This window comes from Candidatus Accumulibacter sp. ACC007 (assembly GCF_907163205.1).
GTDB lineage: Bacteria > Pseudomonadota > Gammaproteobacteria > Burkholderiales > Rhodocyclaceae > Accumulibacter > Accumulibacter regalis.
The window spans coordinates 313,226-326,748 of record NZ_CAJQUD010000001.1; the positions used below are offsets into that span (position 1 = coordinate 313,226).

Consider the following 13,523-nt stretch of genomic DNA (forward strand, 5'->3'; position numbering starts at 1 on the left):
GGCGGGAGGGAGCTACGGTCGGGAGAGGAAGCCTGCAGGTTCAACTGAAGGTGGTGCAGCGCCGAATCGACTCAGCGCCGGCTCTTGATTGGCTATGGGCCAGAACTTGCGCCCAACGAACCTCCCGATTCAGGGTATCGGCTTCAAAGATTGTTGTCAATGAAAGTGGTCAGTTGCAGTTTGGACAGCGCGCCGACCTTGGTTGCTGCCGGTTGCCCGTTCTTGAAAATCATCAGCGTCGGAATGCCACGAATTCCATAGCTGGCAGGCGTCTGCTGATTGTCATCGATGTTCAACTTGACAACTTTGAGACGGCCCGCGTAATCGTTGGCGATGTCGTCAAGAAGGGGGGCAATCATCTTGCAGGGACCGCACCACTCGGCCCAGTAGTCAATCAGGACAGGCTGCTCCGACTGAAGGACATCGGCGCCGAAGCTGGCGTCCGTAACATGGTGGATGTGTTCGCTCATAAAAGAAGCCTCTTGCGGGGGACTGGGATGGGATGCGTAACGGAAGCGAGCCGCATGCTTGGAGAAAGTCACGCGCGTAGTGTCAGCTAGCCTTGCCATGCTAGCGAAAAAACCCCGGGAAGGGAAGCCGCTGAGCTGTCTCACGGTTCGCAAATACGCTATAGTGTTGCGCGTTTCAATTTTCAGAATAGAGACAATGACCTACGTCGTTACTGAGAACTGCATCAAGTGCAAATTCACGGACTGTGTCGATGTCTGTCCCGTCGACTGCTTTCATGAAGGTCCAAATTGCCTGGTCATCGACCCGGAGGAGTGCATCGATTGCACCTTGTGCGTCCCGGAGTGCCCGGCGGAGGCTATCTTCGCCGAGGACGACGTGCCCGACTCGCAGCAAGCCTTCATCGCGCTGAATGCCGAGTTGGCCAAGAGCTGGCCGATCATCTCCGAACGCAAGGAGGCTCCACACGATGCCGACGAGTGGAACAACAAGCCCGACAAGCTGAAGCTTCTCGAGCGCTGAGCCTGCGGCACGGCGGGTTTGCCTTTGGCGCTTGCCGCCCGGGCCCGGATTTTCGTGATCGCCGGATGGCGTTGTCCTAATCGCCGCCGACGCCTTGGCCGTCCGTCGCGGCATCCTGGGCGAGCCGCGCGAGTGCTGCGCGGGCAGTGCTGCCGGAATGCTCTGGCGCGCGATGGATCGTCGGACAGCCGCTTCGAGTCAGCGCGCCGCATTGCGGCGCTGGTGCCGCGCGAAGTGCAGTCGGGGCAGCAAGAATCCCTTAGAATTGGAACAGTAGCGCACAGATGTGCGTTAGTTGTTGCGCTGGTGAGCCGCCGCGAGGCCGCGAGCCACGTGGCGCTAGCGGTTCACCCATAAACAGCGTGACTGAGGAGGAGAGCAGGTGGAAAAGATCTGGCTCAAGAGCTATCAGCAGGGCGTGCCCGCCGAGATCGAATTGAACGAGTTTCAGTCGCTTGGCGAGCTTTTTGAGAAAAGCGTCGCGCAGTATCGTGATCGTGTCGCCTATATCAACATGGGCGTCGAACTCAAGTATGGGGAACTCGACAAGCTGTCGCGTGATTTCGCCGCCTACCTGCAATCGGTCCTCAAGTTGCCGCAGGGGGCGCGTATTGCGCTGATGATGCCGAATATTCTGCAATATCCCGTTTGTATATTCGGGGCCTTGCGTGCAGGCTACGTGGTGGTGAACGTCAACCCGCTGTACACTCCGCGCGAACTCGAGCATCAACTCAAGGATTCGGGCGCCGAAGCCATAGTCATTCTCGAGAATTTTGCCGTCACTCTGGAGCAGGTGGTGGCGCGGACGCCGGTAAAGCACATCGTGGTGGCTCGCCTCGGCGACATGCTCGGTTTCCCGAAAGGCGCGATCGTCAATCTTGTCGTCAAGTACGTCAAGAAAATGGTTCCGGCCTGGAGCCTGCCCCGGGCGGTCAATTTCCGGGCCGCGCTGGCCAAGGGCGCGGCAGCGGAACTGCAATCAGTGACCGTCGCCCAGGACGATCTCGCCTTTCTCCAGTACACGGGTGGCACGACCGGTCTTTCGAAAGGGGCGATGCTGATCCATCGCAACATCCTGGCAAATCTGGCGCAGGCGCATGCATGGATCAGGCCGGCGCTTGGCAAGGAGCGGCATCTGGTGGTCACCGCCTTGCCTCTCTACCACATCTTTGCCCTGACCGCGAATTGCTTCACCTTCTTCAAGGTCGGGGCCAGCAACTTGTTGATCACCAATCCGCGCGATATCCCGGCCTTTGTCGCCGAGTTGACCAAGTATCCATTCACGGTGATCACCGGTGTCAACACCTTGTTCAACGCAATGCTCAACAACGACGCTTTCTGCGCACTCGACTTCAGCAAGCTGAAGGTCACGCTTGGCGGCGGCATGGCCGTACAGAAAGCGGTCGCCGAGAAGTGGAAGCTGGTCACCGGCAAGCCATTGATCGAGGCTTACGGCCTGACCGAAACCTCGCCGGCGGCGACCATCAATCCGCTCGACATTCCCGCGTACACCGGGTCTATCGGCCTGCCCGTATCGTCGACCGAAGTGGTGATTCGTGACGACGCGGGTGCCGATGTCCCGCTCGGTGAGCGCGGCGAGCTTTGCGTGCGTGGCCCACAGGTGATGAAGGGTTACTACAATCGTCCCGACGAAACCGCCAAGGTCATCATGCCCGATGGTTTTCTGCTTACCGGCGATATCGCGGTGATGGACGAAAATGGTTTCGTGCGCATCGTCGACCGCAAGAAGGACATGATTCTCGTCTCCGGATTCAATGTCTACCCGAACGAGGTCGAGGATGTTGTTGCGCAGCATCCTGGCGTGCTGGAAGTGGCGGCGGTCGGCGTGCCGCATGAAAAATCGGGCGAGGCGGTCAAGATCTTCGTCGTCAAGAAGGATTCAGGGCTGACCGCCGAGGCGCTGATCGCCCATTGTCGGGAACATCTGACGGGCTACAAGGTGCCGGGCCAGGTCGAGTTTCGCAGTGAATTGCCGAAGACCAACGTGGGCAAGATCCTGCGCCGCGAACTGCGCGACGAGGCGCTGAAGAAGGCTTGATTTGCTCGCTGCCTACGAACGGCGGTTCGGTCCTCGTGCTGTATCGCCTGCCCTCGCGCTCTCAATCCTTGTTCTTGACGTATTTGCTGAGCACGCCGGTGGTGATCGGGTGGCCGTTTCGCGAGGCATAGAAGAGCGGCGTCTTCCCGTCGCGGTCAGTGCTATTCGGATCGGCGCCTTGTGCGATCAGGTACTGCGAGAGCTTTGGCTGGCCGGTGGCGGCCGAGAGGTGGAGCGGCGTCTGTCCGGCGGCGGTTTTCGCGGTCACGTCGGCGTTTCTCTCGATCAGCGTTTCCACCTCGCGCCGGCCTCCTGAAATCACCGCTGCATGCAAGGGCGTCATCCCGATGCCGTCCCTGGCTTCGATGTTTGCCCCACGGGCAATCAGCAGTGCCGTCGTACGCGGATGGCCGTAGAAGGCGGCCAGGTGCAGTGGCGTTCTGCCCAGTGCGTCGGTGGCATCGATTTCTGCGCCAGCGTCGAGCAAGGCCCTGATTTCTGCCAAGTCGCCCGCAATGGCCGCCTTGACCAGTGGCGGTGCTTCAGCCGGCGTTTTTTCCACCACCTCGGGCGTGACCGGCTGTGCATTTTCCGCCGACTTCTCTCCGCATCCGGTCAGGGCGAGCGCCAGGACGGCAGCGGCCAGCAGCGCGGTGCGAGGTGCGGCTGTTTTCATCTGCGTAGTTCTCCTGCCCGAATGAAACTGCTGTTCACTTGCTCTCAGGCCCCAGTTTGATGGCCCTGGCGCCTGCCTGTCGACCGTCTGATCGACGGCTCCGGCGCTAGTCGCCAATTCGTTCATCATTCTGCGCGATCTCTTGCTCGGCGCTGGTCGGCCGCGGCCTGGGCCGGCTTCCTGCGCGTCTGCAATGTCCAGTCAATGCTTGGCACCCAGCGTCGCGCATATTACCATCGCTGCCGATGACTACGTTTCCCCGCCTCCGCACTTGGCCCGATCAGCCGCGTCGCCTGTTGCGCGCCCTTGCCCGAATGACGCTTGTCCTGACCGCCTGGGCCCTGATTACCGCCCTGCCTGCGGCGGGAGCACAGGCCCTGGCCGTCGAGGGCAAGCCTCGGCAGGTGGTTTCCGTGCAGCTTGGCGGGAAGTATCAGTTCGAGTTCGCCGCCTTCATCGCGGCTCTGGAGAAGGCTTATTACCACGAAGCCGGGCTCGATGTCTCGCTCAGGGAATGGTCACCCGGTGTCGACGTGGCCAAGGAGGTCGCTGACGGGCGGGCCGACTTCGGTACGCTCGATTCGACGCTGATCGTCGAGCGTGCCGACGGGCGGCCGGTAATTGCCCTGGCGGCCTTGCTGCAGCACTCGCCGGTGGCCCTGCTGGCCCGTCGCCAGCCGGGAATCGCCGCGGCGGGCGATCTTGTCGGCCAGCGCGTCGGTACCGATCGCGCTACCGAGGACGAGATTCTGGCCTTCCTCGCGGCGAGCGCGCTACCGTCAGGGAAATTCGAACATCTGCCGGCTATCGGCGATGCACGCCGGGCGCTGTTGGCTGGGCAGGTGGATGCGGTCGGTGTGTTCGTCGGCGACGAGGCGGTAGGCGAGCTGATCGGCAGTAGCGATTACCTCCTGCTTCTGCCGCGCAGCGCGGCAATCGACTTCTACGCGACGCTGCTGTTCACTTCGGAAAGTGTTCTGCAGTCGCAGCCCGACATGGTGCGCGCGTTTCGCGCGGCCACCCTCAAAGGCCTGGATTACGCGCTCGATCATCCCGAGGAAGTGGTCGATCTGATCCTCGCCCGCTACAACACGCAGAGCAGGAGTCGCGAGCAGCTACTCTTCGAGGCGCGCCAGATCGGCGACCTGGCGCGACCAGCGGGCGTCGAGTCCGGAGTGATGAGCATCGCTCGCTGGCAGCACATCGTCGACGTCTACACCGGGCAGGGCAGGCTCAAGCCGGGCACCGACCTGCTGGGCTTTGTGTACGATCCCGACGCTGGCGGTCTGGGCCCATTCGTACCCTGGATGCTGGGCGGTGCCGTGCTCGGCCTGCTGCTTGTCGCCTGGGGTACGCGCCGCTTCCTGGCCACCCGTGTTTGATTGTCTGGAGAGAGAAGATGTTGATCCATGCTGACCGTTCCACTTTGTTGCTGGTCGATTTGCAGGAGCGCCTGTACCCGGCCATCCACGACGCGGCAGGCGTCCTTGAAGCCGGCTTGTGGTTGACCCGACTGGCGCAGCGTCTCGGGGTCCCGGTCATCTGCAGCGAGCAGTATCCGCAAGGCCTCGGGCCGACCATGGCGGCCTTGCGGGCCTTGCTGCCCGACGACTGCCTGGTCGAGAAGATGCATTTTTCGGCGGTCGCCGAAGGTGTCCTGTTTCGGGCGCCCGGTGGCGAGCGCGCGCAGTTTGTCGTTGCCGGCACCGAAGCGCATGTCTGCGTTCAGCAGACGGTGCTTGATCTGATCGCCGCCGGCCGCCGTGTTTTCGTCGTCGACGACGCCGTTGGCTCACGACGAAGTAGCGACAAGGCGTTGGCGCTGGAGCGCATGCGTGCGCACGGCGCCGACATCGTGTCACGTGAAATGGTCGCCTTCGAGTGGTTGGGAAAGGCCGGGACGGACGTTTTTCGTGCGGTCAGCCGCGAGTTCATTCGCTGACCCGTTGCGGCGACGGGGCGCTCGCGAGGTCCCAAGCCATGTCCGTGAGGTTTGAGCAGAGCGTCTTTTCCGCTACAATTTGGCTTTCCCGCTGCAGCTCTCTCCATGATCAAATACGTATTCGTCACCGGCGGCGTGGTTTCGTCCCTCGGCAAAGGTATTGCGGCCGCATCCCTGGGGGCGATTCTCGAGTCGCGCGGGATCAAGGTCACCAACCTCAAGCTCGACCCCTACATCAACGTCGATCCCGGCACGATGAGTCCGTTCCAGCACGGCGAGGTCTTCGTCACCGAGGATGGTGCAGAAACCGACCTTGACCTCGGACACTACGAGCGCTTCACCAACGCGCGCATGGAGCGGCGCAACAACTTCACCACCGGCCAGATCTACGAATCGGTGATCAAGAAGGAGCGGCGCGGCGAGTACCTCGGCAAGACGGTGCAGGTGATTCCGCACATCACCGACGAAATCAAGGCGCACATCCGGCGCGGCGCCGAGGGTGCCGAGCTGGCGATCATCGAGGTCGGTGGGACGGTCGGCGACATCGAGTCGCTGCCCTTCCTCGAAGCGATTCGCCAGATGGGTTTGCAGGAAGGGCGCAACAACGCCTGCTACATGCACCTCACGCTGGTGCCCTACATTCCGACCGCGGGTGAACTTAAAACCAAGCCGACGCAGCACTCGGTCAAGGAGTTGCGCGAGATCGGTATCCAGCCCGACATCCTGCTCTGTCGTACCGATCGGCCGATTCCCGAAGACGACAAGCGGAAAATGGCCCTGTTCTGCAATGTCCAGCGCGAGGCCGTGATCGAGGCGCGTGATGCCGACTCGATCTACAAGATCCCGGCGATGCTGCACGACCAGATGCTCGACGAAATCGTCTGTCACAAGCTCGGTATTCTCGCCAAAGCGGCCGATCTCACGGTCTGGAAGACGATTGTGAATGCCCTCGAGCATCCGGAGCGGGTGCTCAATGTCGCTTTCGTCGGCAAGTACGTCGACCTCACCGAATCGTACAAGTCGCTGACCGAGGCCATCGCCCATGCCGGCATTGCCACGCGCAGCAAGGTCAAGATCAGCTACATCGATTCCGAAGAAATCGAACGTCAGGGTTGCGCTGCGCTGCAGGGCATGGACGCGATCCTCATTCCCGGAGGTTTCGGGCGACGCGGGACCGAAGGCAAGATTGCCGCCATTCGCCACGCCCGCGAAGGCGGCATTCCGTTTCTCGGCATCTGCCTCGGCATGCAGCTCGCCGTGGTCGAGTTTGCGCGCCACGTCGCCGGAATGAACGGCGCGCACAGCAGCGAGTTCGACCAGGATACCCCGTATCCGGTGGTCGCCCTGATCACCGAATGGCAGGACGCCTCGGGCCGGCTCGAAAAGCGCGACGAGAACTCCGACCTGGGCGGAACCATGCGTCTTGGTGGGCAGCTGTGCAAGCTTGCCGAAGGCACGCTGGCGCGTCTGATTTACGGACAGCCCGAGATCACCGAACGGCATCGCCACCGCTACGAGGTCAACAACACCCTGCTCGACAAGCTCGAGGCGAGCGGCCTGGTCGTCTCGGGTCGGGCACCGGTGACCGACCTTTGCGAGATCGTCGAGCTGCCGACCGATGGCCCGCACGCGCACCCGTGGTTTCTCGGTTGCCAGTTCCACCCCGAATTTACCTCGTCGCCGCGCAAGGGCCACCCGCTGTTCACCTCGTTCGTCGTCGCCGCCGCAGCGTACCAGGCGAAGGCATGAAACTCTGCGGCTTCACTGCCGGCGTCGACCAGCCGCTGTTTCTGATTGCCGGCCCGTGCACCGCCGAGTCGCTGGGTTTGTGCATAGACGTCGCCGGGCAGCTGAAGGAAACCTGTTCGCGGCTCGGTTTGCCGTACATTTTCAAGGCCTCGTACGACAAGGCCAACCGCAGTTCGGGTCGGACGGCGCGCGGGCCTGGCGTCGACGCCGGTCTGCAGATTCTCTCGGAAGTGCGCCGTCAGATCGGCGTTCCGGTGCTTACCGACGTGCATCGCGAGGAGGATGTCGCCGCTGTTGCGGGCGTTGTCGATGTCCTGCAGACCCCTGCTTTCCTCTGTCGGCAGACCGACTTCATCCAGTCCGTCGCCGCTACCGGCAAGCCGGTGAATATCAAGAAGGGGCAGTTCCTGGCGCCCGCCGACATGCTCAATGTGGTCGCCAAGGCCCGCGATGCCGCGGCCGGGGCCGATACGATCATGGTCTGCGAGCGTGGCGCATCGTTCGGTTACAACAATCTGGTTTCGGACATGCGCAGCCTGGCCATCATGCGCGAGACCGCCTGCCCGGTCGTCTTCGACGCCACGCATTCAGTGCAGTTGCCAGGCGGACAAGGGAGCGTTTCCGGCGGCCAACGCGAATTCGTCCCGGTGTTGGCGCGGGCGGCGGTGGCGGTGGGAGTCGCCGGGCTGTTCATGGAAACGCACCCCTGTCCCGAAAAGGCATTCTCGGACGGGCCGAACAGCTGGCCGCTGGCGCGCATGGAGAGCCTGTTGACGACGCTGGTGGCGCTCGACCGCCTGGTCAAGGCCGCGGGTTTCGAGGAGTTGCGCTAATGGCGGCTTATCTTTTGGCCGAAGCGAAGATCAGCGACCCGCTCGCCTATGAGACTTACAAGAGTCTGGCGCAGGCGGCGATCGCACTCTACGGCGGGCGCTATCGCGCGCGTGGCGGACGTCTCGAAGTTTTTGAAGGCGAGTGGTCGGCGCCGGAGCGGCTGGTGATTGTCGAGTTCGATTCGCTCGAGCAAGCCAGGAAGTTCTATCATTCTCCCGAATACCAGGCAGCCAAAGCCGCGCGCAAGGATGCGGCGAAAATGAACATACTGGTCGTCGAGGGATTACCAATCTAGTATTTTTGCAGACGAGGGAAAGACCATGAGCTCTGTCGTTGATGTTGTCGCCCGCGAGGTTCTCGACTCGCGCGGCAACCCTACTGTCGAATGTGACGTTCTGCTCGAATCCGGCGTCATGGGCCGGGCAGCGGTGCCTTCGGGCGCCTCGACCGGCTCGCGCGAGGCCATTGAACTGCGCGATGGCGATGCCGCGCGTTATCTGGGCAAGGGCGTGCTGCAAGCCGTCGAGAACGTGAATACCGAGATCTCCGAGGCGATCATCGGTCTCGACGCCCAGGAGCAGGCGTTCATCGATCAGACGCTGATCCATCTCGATGGCACCGATAACAAGGCACGTCTGGGCGCCAACGCCATGCTCGCCGTGTCGATGGCCGTCGCCAAAGCCGCGGCCGAGGAATCCGGGCTGCCGCTCTACCGCTATTTTGGCGGTTCCGGGCCGATGCAGATGCCGGTGCCGATGATGAACATCATCAACGGTGGCGAGCACGCCAACAACAGCCTCGATTTCCAGGAGTTCATGATTCTCCCGGTCAGTCAGAACTCGTTCCGCGAAGCGCTACGCTGCGGAGCCGAGGTCTTTCATGCGCTCAAGAAGCTGCTGCACGAGAAAGGCTTCTCGACCGCCGTCGGCGACGAAGGCGGCTTTGCGCCCAACCTTGGCAGTCACGCCGAAGCCCTTGAACTGATCGTTACGGCGATCGAAAACGCCGGTTATGGTGCCGGCGCCGACGTCCTGATCGGTCTCGACTGCGCGGCGTCAGAGTTGTACAAAGATGGCCGTTACCACCTGAAGGGCGAGAACCTGCAGCTGAGCGCGCACGAACTGACCGATTACCTGGCCAATCTGGCCGACCGCTTTCCGATCGTCTCGATCGAGGACGGGATGTCCGAAAACGACTGGGACGGCTGGAAAGTGCTCACCGCGCGGCTGGGCAAGAACGTGCAGATCGTCGGCGACGACGTCTTCGTCACCAATACACGGATTTTCAAGGAAGGCATCAAGCAGGGAATCGGCAATTCGATCCTGATCAAGATCAATCAGATCGGCACGCTCTCGGAGACCTTTGCGGCCATCGAAATGGCCAAGCGCGCAGGCTACACAGCGGTCATTTCACATCGTTCCGGGGAGACCGAGGACAGCACCATTGCCGACATCGCCGTCGGCATGAACGCCTTGCAGATCAAGACGGGCTCGCTGTCACGTTCCGACCGCATTGCCAAGTACAACCAGCTGCTGCGCATCGAGGAGGATCTTGGCGACACGGCGGGTTACCCGGGCCGCGATGCCTTCTACAATCTGTCCTGACCCCCCGGCGCCCTAGACGTCCCGCACCGTGCGCTGGCTTGCTGTCGGGCTATTGGTCGTCGTCGTCTTGCTGCAGGCCCCCCTGTGGATCGGCAAGGGGGGCTGGCTGCGGGTATGGGATGTCGACCGGCAGTTGCAGCAGCAGAAGGAAATCAACCAGACGCTCGAGATGCGCAACGCCGGTCTCGACGCCGAAGCGCGCGACCTGAAGCAGGGTTACGAAGCCATCGAAGAGCGTGCGCGCTTCGAACTCGGGATGGTCAAGCAGGATGAGGTTTTCGTGCAGATTCCTGATCGGCCTCGCGCCGCGCCAGCCGTCGCGCCGGTAGCCAGGAGCGCTGCTGTCACCGCTCAAGTCGCTCCGGCAAAACCGGCCAAGCGCTAGCGAAAGCTACGGAGCGCGCTCGCCCGGTCGCACCCAAAGGAGGTCCCGGCGCGCCGGCGCTGCCGGCCGCAGCGCCTGCGGCGACTAGTCGGTCAGCTCGATCTGGCCGGAAATCGTTGCCCGGATCAGCGTCTCGCCGGCTTCGATCGGCATCGGTGCGGCCTCGGCCGAGGCCAGGGCTGCCGAACGCATCATGGGTCGAGCGGGTGGCCGACCGCCGCTGCCGATCGACAGTTGCTTGATGCGGTAGTTTTTTCTGAGGGCGTCGGCGACTGTTCTGGCGCGTTCCCTGAACGCGGCGATGGCTTCGATGATGGCCTCGTTTTCAGCCTGTTTTCTGGTTTCCGGGCTCGGCAGCATGATCAGGTTGGCGACCCCCAGCGCGGTCTGGAGCTTGCCGAGGAGCTCGGAGAGCGCAGCGCTGTCGCGCGACTCGAGAATCAGTTCGGAGCGCATTCGCCAGGCTTCGATCCTGGCGCCTTTGCCATAGATCGGATAGGTATGCGTGGCGCCGCTTTGCGTCCGGACCTTGGCGTAGGTCCTGGCAGTGGTCAGGGCGTCCCTGATGAGCTGATTGACCCGGTCGGCCAGTTCCGCCGGCGTCGCTCCGCTGGCCTCGGCAAAGACCGAGGCGCGCGCCAAATCGTTGGCCGCCGGGCGTTCCGCCTCGGCCGAAAGTTCGATGGTGGTGATCGTCGCCACGTCGCTCGCTGCTGCCGGTGCCGGCGTGGCGAGCGCCATGAGCAGCAGGGGTGCGGCGTGCAGCAGAGGTCGAATAAACGTCATGGGGTCGCTCTCCGGGTTTGCGGCGCGCGAGGATGGCAGGTATCCTTCAGCTCCGCGCGCAGGTGGGGGTGGCGACGATGCGCGGAGGTACCTGGCGTGTAACTGAAGTCACCGCGCATCTTCGTCGCCAGCTCATTGTAGCCTGAGCTGCCAGCGCTTTCTTGTGGTCAGTTGCCGGAAGCTTGGTTAGAATCGGCTTCACCCATTTGCGCGCGTACGGGCCGTAAGGGTCGTTGGGAAGCTTTGAGGGGTCACCATGCTGAAAGCAGGACAGGCAGCACCGATGTTCGTCCTCCCCGATGCGGACATGGAACTCATCGATATTGCCCGCTTCCAGGGCAAGAATAATGTCATTCTCTTCTTTTACCCCAGAGATGACGCGCCGTGCTGCACCTTGCAGGCAACCGATTTCTCGGATCATGAGGATCAGTTTGCGCGCCATGATTGCACGATCATCGGCATCAGCCGTGACGACTGCATCAGGCACGCCGAATTCAGAGACAAGCACGGGATTTCGGTCGCGCTCCTTTCCGACAGCGAAGGAGCGGCTTGCAAGCGGTACGGTGTCTGGCAGGCGAAAGAAGTGAATGGTGTCAAGAAGTACGGCATCGTGCGCTCGACTTTCGTCATCGACAAACAGGGCGTCCTCCGTCTCGCGCTTTACGGAGTGACTGCCAAAGGCCATGCGCTGGAAATGTTGCGCAGGGTGAAGGAACTCAATTCATGAACATGCAAGTTGCCAAGAACACCGTGGTTACCCTTGACTACAGCGTCGCCGATTTCGAGGGAGAATTGGTCGATGCGGGTCAGGAACCGTTGGTCTATCTGCACGGGGGCTACGACGACATTTTTCCCCTCATCGAAGAAGCGGTGCAGGGCAAGAAGGTTGGTGAGTCGGTGGTCGTCAAGATGCAACCGGACGATGCCTTCGGCGAGTACGACGCAGCGCTTGTCCAGGTCGAACCCCGCGCGCAGTTCCCGGAGGAGTTGCAGGTTGGCATGCAGTTCGAAGGGATTCCCGAGGGCGCCGACGACGATGACGACGACGAGGATGTCCTGATCTATCGGGTGACGGAAATGGCCGACGACAAGGTGGTTCTCGACGGCAACCATCCGCTGGCGGGAATGGCGCTGGTGTTTACCTGTACGGTGACCAGTGTCCGCCCGGCGACTGCCGAAGAGATCAGCCACGGTCACACGCACGACGGCGACTTCGACGACGAGGACTGAGTGGCGCTGGCGACCCAGTGCGCGCCAGGGTTGCGTGCCTGCGTCGCCTAGCGCAGCAGCTTGCCGGCCTGATTGAGGATGGTGATGTCGACGTAGCGCGAACCGGTGTGCCGGTTGGCCGAGAAACTGATGAATACTTCGCCAGCGTCATAGTTCTTCATCGATTCGAGGGCCTCGCGCACTTTCTGGCGGGTCGGGTTCGGGCCGGCACGGCGCAATGCTTCAGCGAGCACCTTGGCGCCGAGATAGCCTTCGACGAAGGTGTGATTGGCAGTGACGTCCTTCGGTTTGAACTTCGCGAAGTTGTGCTGGATTTCCTTGATCAGGGGAACCGTCGGGCTGTTCGGGTCCGGCACCACCTGGGTGAGTACCAGTCCCGCTGCCTTGTCGGCGCCGATTCGCTTGACCACCTGCGCGGCGTCGGTGACCGAGAGGGCGACGTACTGCGCGAAGTTGCCGTCTTCGCGTGACTGTTTCAGGAACTCCGAACTGGCCGCGGTGTTGGCGATCATGATCACCGCTTGCGGCTTGGCGGCGGCGATGGTCTTCACCGCCGCGCCGACGTCGGTGGTGTTCTTGGCGTACGAGCCGGTGGCCACCAGCGAGCCGCGGGCTTCCTTGATGGCCGCTTCGGCGCTCCCCAGCACGTCGCGTCCGAAGGCGTCGTCCTGATAGAGGATGGCAAAGCTGCTGTAGCCGGTGGTGGCGTACTGATCGACGATCTTCTGCACTTCCGCCGCATAGCTGGCGCGGGTCATGAACAGCAGCGGGTCGTTGCGTTGGACGACCGATGCCGCGCCCGTGCGCACGGCAACGAGCGGAATCCCTGCCTCGCTGAGCACCTTGTTTTCGAGAATCGCCTCGACGTTTCCGGTGCCGACAAAGCCGAAGAAGGCCACCGGTTGCGCCTCCTTGAGCAATTCGCGGGCCAGGCGAATCGTCTCCTCGGTCTTGTAGCCGTCGTCTTTGGAGAGCAGGCGGATCTTGGCGCCGTGAATCCCGCCGGCGGCGTTAACGGCGTCGAAATAGAGCTGCGCGCCGGCGCGCATGTGTGTTCCGGTCGGCGCCAGAGGGCCGCTGAACGCGGCTACCTGGCCGATGACGATATCGGCGGCATGGGCGCCGAACGATGCCAGCCCGATGAGGACAGTCGCCAGGACGCTGCCCGGCAAAGAGATCAGCTTCATCATCCACTCCGCTTGAATGTCTGCGCAAGTCTAGGGCCTGCCGGCACGGCTGTCGACGCACTTCTGCAGGGCCTTTCCGGG

15 protein-coding genes are annotated in these 13,523 nt (G+C 62.4%); 11 read left to right on the forward strand and 4 right to left on the reverse strand.

Features of this window, described 5'->3' with window-relative positions:
- Window positions 1-143: 143 nt before the first annotated feature.
- Window positions 144-470, reverse strand: coding sequence for a thioredoxin TrxA (gene trxA, locus QZ634_RS01290; RefSeq protein WP_042333888.1), 327 nt, complete (start codon window positions 468-470; stop codon window positions 144-146).
- Between the two features lie 196 nt (window positions 471-666).
- On the opposite strand from trxA, the gene fdxA reads away from it, so the two are divergent.
- A complete protein-coding gene (gene fdxA, locus QZ634_RS01295; protein ID WP_043569446.1) occupies window positions 667-990 on the forward strand; it encodes a ferredoxin FdxA in 324 nt (107 codons plus the stop codon).
- A gap of 382 nt (window positions 991-1,372) precedes the next feature.
- A complete protein-coding gene (gene fadD / locus QZ634_RS01300; protein ID WP_291984878.1) occupies window positions 1,373-3,049 on the forward strand; it encodes a long-chain-fatty-acid--CoA ligase FadD in 1,677 nt (558 codons plus the stop codon).
- A gap of 61 nt (window positions 3,050-3,110) precedes the next feature.
- On the opposite strand, the gene QZ634_RS01305 is transcribed toward fadD, so the two are convergent.
- A complete protein-coding gene (locus QZ634_RS01305) occupies window positions 3,111-3,725 on the reverse strand; it encodes an ankyrin repeat domain-containing protein (protein ID WP_291984879.1) in 615 nt (204 codons plus the stop codon).
- Window positions 3,726-4,039: 314 nt separating this feature from the next.
- Between QZ634_RS01305 and QZ634_RS01310 the strand changes: the two genes are divergently transcribed.
- The 7 genes from QZ634_RS01310 (at window position 4,040) to ftsB (ending at window position 10,239) form a co-directional block, all read left to right on the forward strand.
- Window positions 4,040-5,107, forward strand: coding sequence for an ABC transporter substrate-binding protein (locus QZ634_RS01310; RefSeq protein WP_291984881.1), 1,068 nt, complete (start codon window positions 4,040-4,042; stop codon window positions 5,105-5,107).
- A gap of 17 nt (window positions 5,108-5,124) precedes the next feature.
- Window positions 5,125-5,667: a hydrolase gene (locus QZ634_RS01315; RefSeq protein WP_291984883.1), complete on the forward strand. Its 543-nt coding sequence runs from the start codon at window positions 5,125-5,127 to the stop codon at window positions 5,665-5,667.
- Between the two features lie 105 nt (window positions 5,668-5,772).
- Window positions 5,773-7,416: a CTP synthase gene (locus QZ634_RS01320; RefSeq protein WP_291984885.1), complete on the forward strand. Its 1,644-nt coding sequence runs from the start codon at window positions 5,773-5,775 to the stop codon at window positions 7,414-7,416.
- Window positions 7,413-8,249: a 3-deoxy-8-phosphooctulonate synthase gene (gene kdsA / locus QZ634_RS01325; protein WP_291984887.1), complete on the forward strand. Its 837-nt coding sequence runs from the start codon at window positions 7,413-7,415 to the stop codon at window positions 8,247-8,249. The genes QZ634_RS01320 and kdsA overlap by 4 nt, the downstream gene beginning before the upstream one ends.
- Entirely contained in the window at window positions 8,249-8,545 is a 297-nt protein-coding gene (locus QZ634_RS01330) for a DUF1330 domain-containing protein (protein WP_043569435.1), read from the forward strand. Before kdsA ends, QZ634_RS01330 begins: the two co-directional genes overlap by 1 nt.
- Before the next feature lie 25 nt (window positions 8,546-8,570).
- On the forward strand, window positions 8,571-9,854 hold the full coding sequence (gene eno, locus QZ634_RS01335) for a phosphopyruvate hydratase (protein ID WP_291984889.1): 1,284 nt from the start codon (window positions 8,571-8,573) through the stop codon (window positions 9,852-9,854).
- A gap of 28 nt (window positions 9,855-9,882) precedes the next feature.
- The gene (ftsB, locus tag QZ634_RS01340) at window positions 9,883-10,239 is read left to right on the forward strand and encodes a cell division protein FtsB (protein WP_291984891.1); all 357 of its coding nucleotides are present in this window, start codon (window positions 9,883-9,885) and stop codon (window positions 10,237-10,239) included.
- An 84-nt stretch (window positions 10,240-10,323) separates the two neighbouring features.
- On the opposite strand, the gene QZ634_RS01345 is transcribed toward ftsB, so the two are convergent.
- On the reverse strand, window positions 10,324-11,025 hold the full coding sequence (locus tag QZ634_RS01345; RefSeq protein ID WP_291984893.1) for an SIMPL domain-containing protein: 702 nt from the start codon (window positions 11,023-11,025) through the stop codon (window positions 10,324-10,326).
- Between the two features lie 256 nt (window positions 11,026-11,281).
- Between QZ634_RS01345 and QZ634_RS01350 the strand changes: the two genes are divergently transcribed.
- Both QZ634_RS01350 and QZ634_RS01355 read left to right on the forward strand, forming a co-directional pair.
- Window positions 11,282-11,752 carry a peroxiredoxin gene (locus QZ634_RS01350; RefSeq protein ID WP_291863487.1) on the forward strand — a complete coding sequence of 157 codons (471 nt, stop codon included), beginning with the start codon at window positions 11,282-11,284 and terminating at the stop codon, window positions 11,750-11,752.
- A gap of 2 nt (window positions 11,753-11,754) precedes the next feature.
- The gene (locus QZ634_RS01355; protein ID WP_291987935.1) at window positions 11,755-12,255 is read left to right on the forward strand and encodes a peptidylprolyl isomerase; all 501 of its coding nucleotides are present in this window, start codon (window positions 11,755-11,757) and stop codon (window positions 12,253-12,255) included.
- A gap of 47 nt (window positions 12,256-12,302) precedes the next feature.
- Here QZ634_RS01355 and QZ634_RS01360 read toward each other — a convergent pair whose 3' ends face one another.
- Window positions 12,303-13,445 carry an ABC transporter substrate-binding protein gene (locus QZ634_RS01360; protein ID WP_291984895.1) on the reverse strand — a complete coding sequence of 381 codons (1,143 nt, stop codon included), beginning with the start codon at window positions 13,443-13,445 and terminating at the stop codon, window positions 12,303-12,305.
- Between the last annotated feature and the right edge of the window lie 78 nt (window positions 13,446-13,523).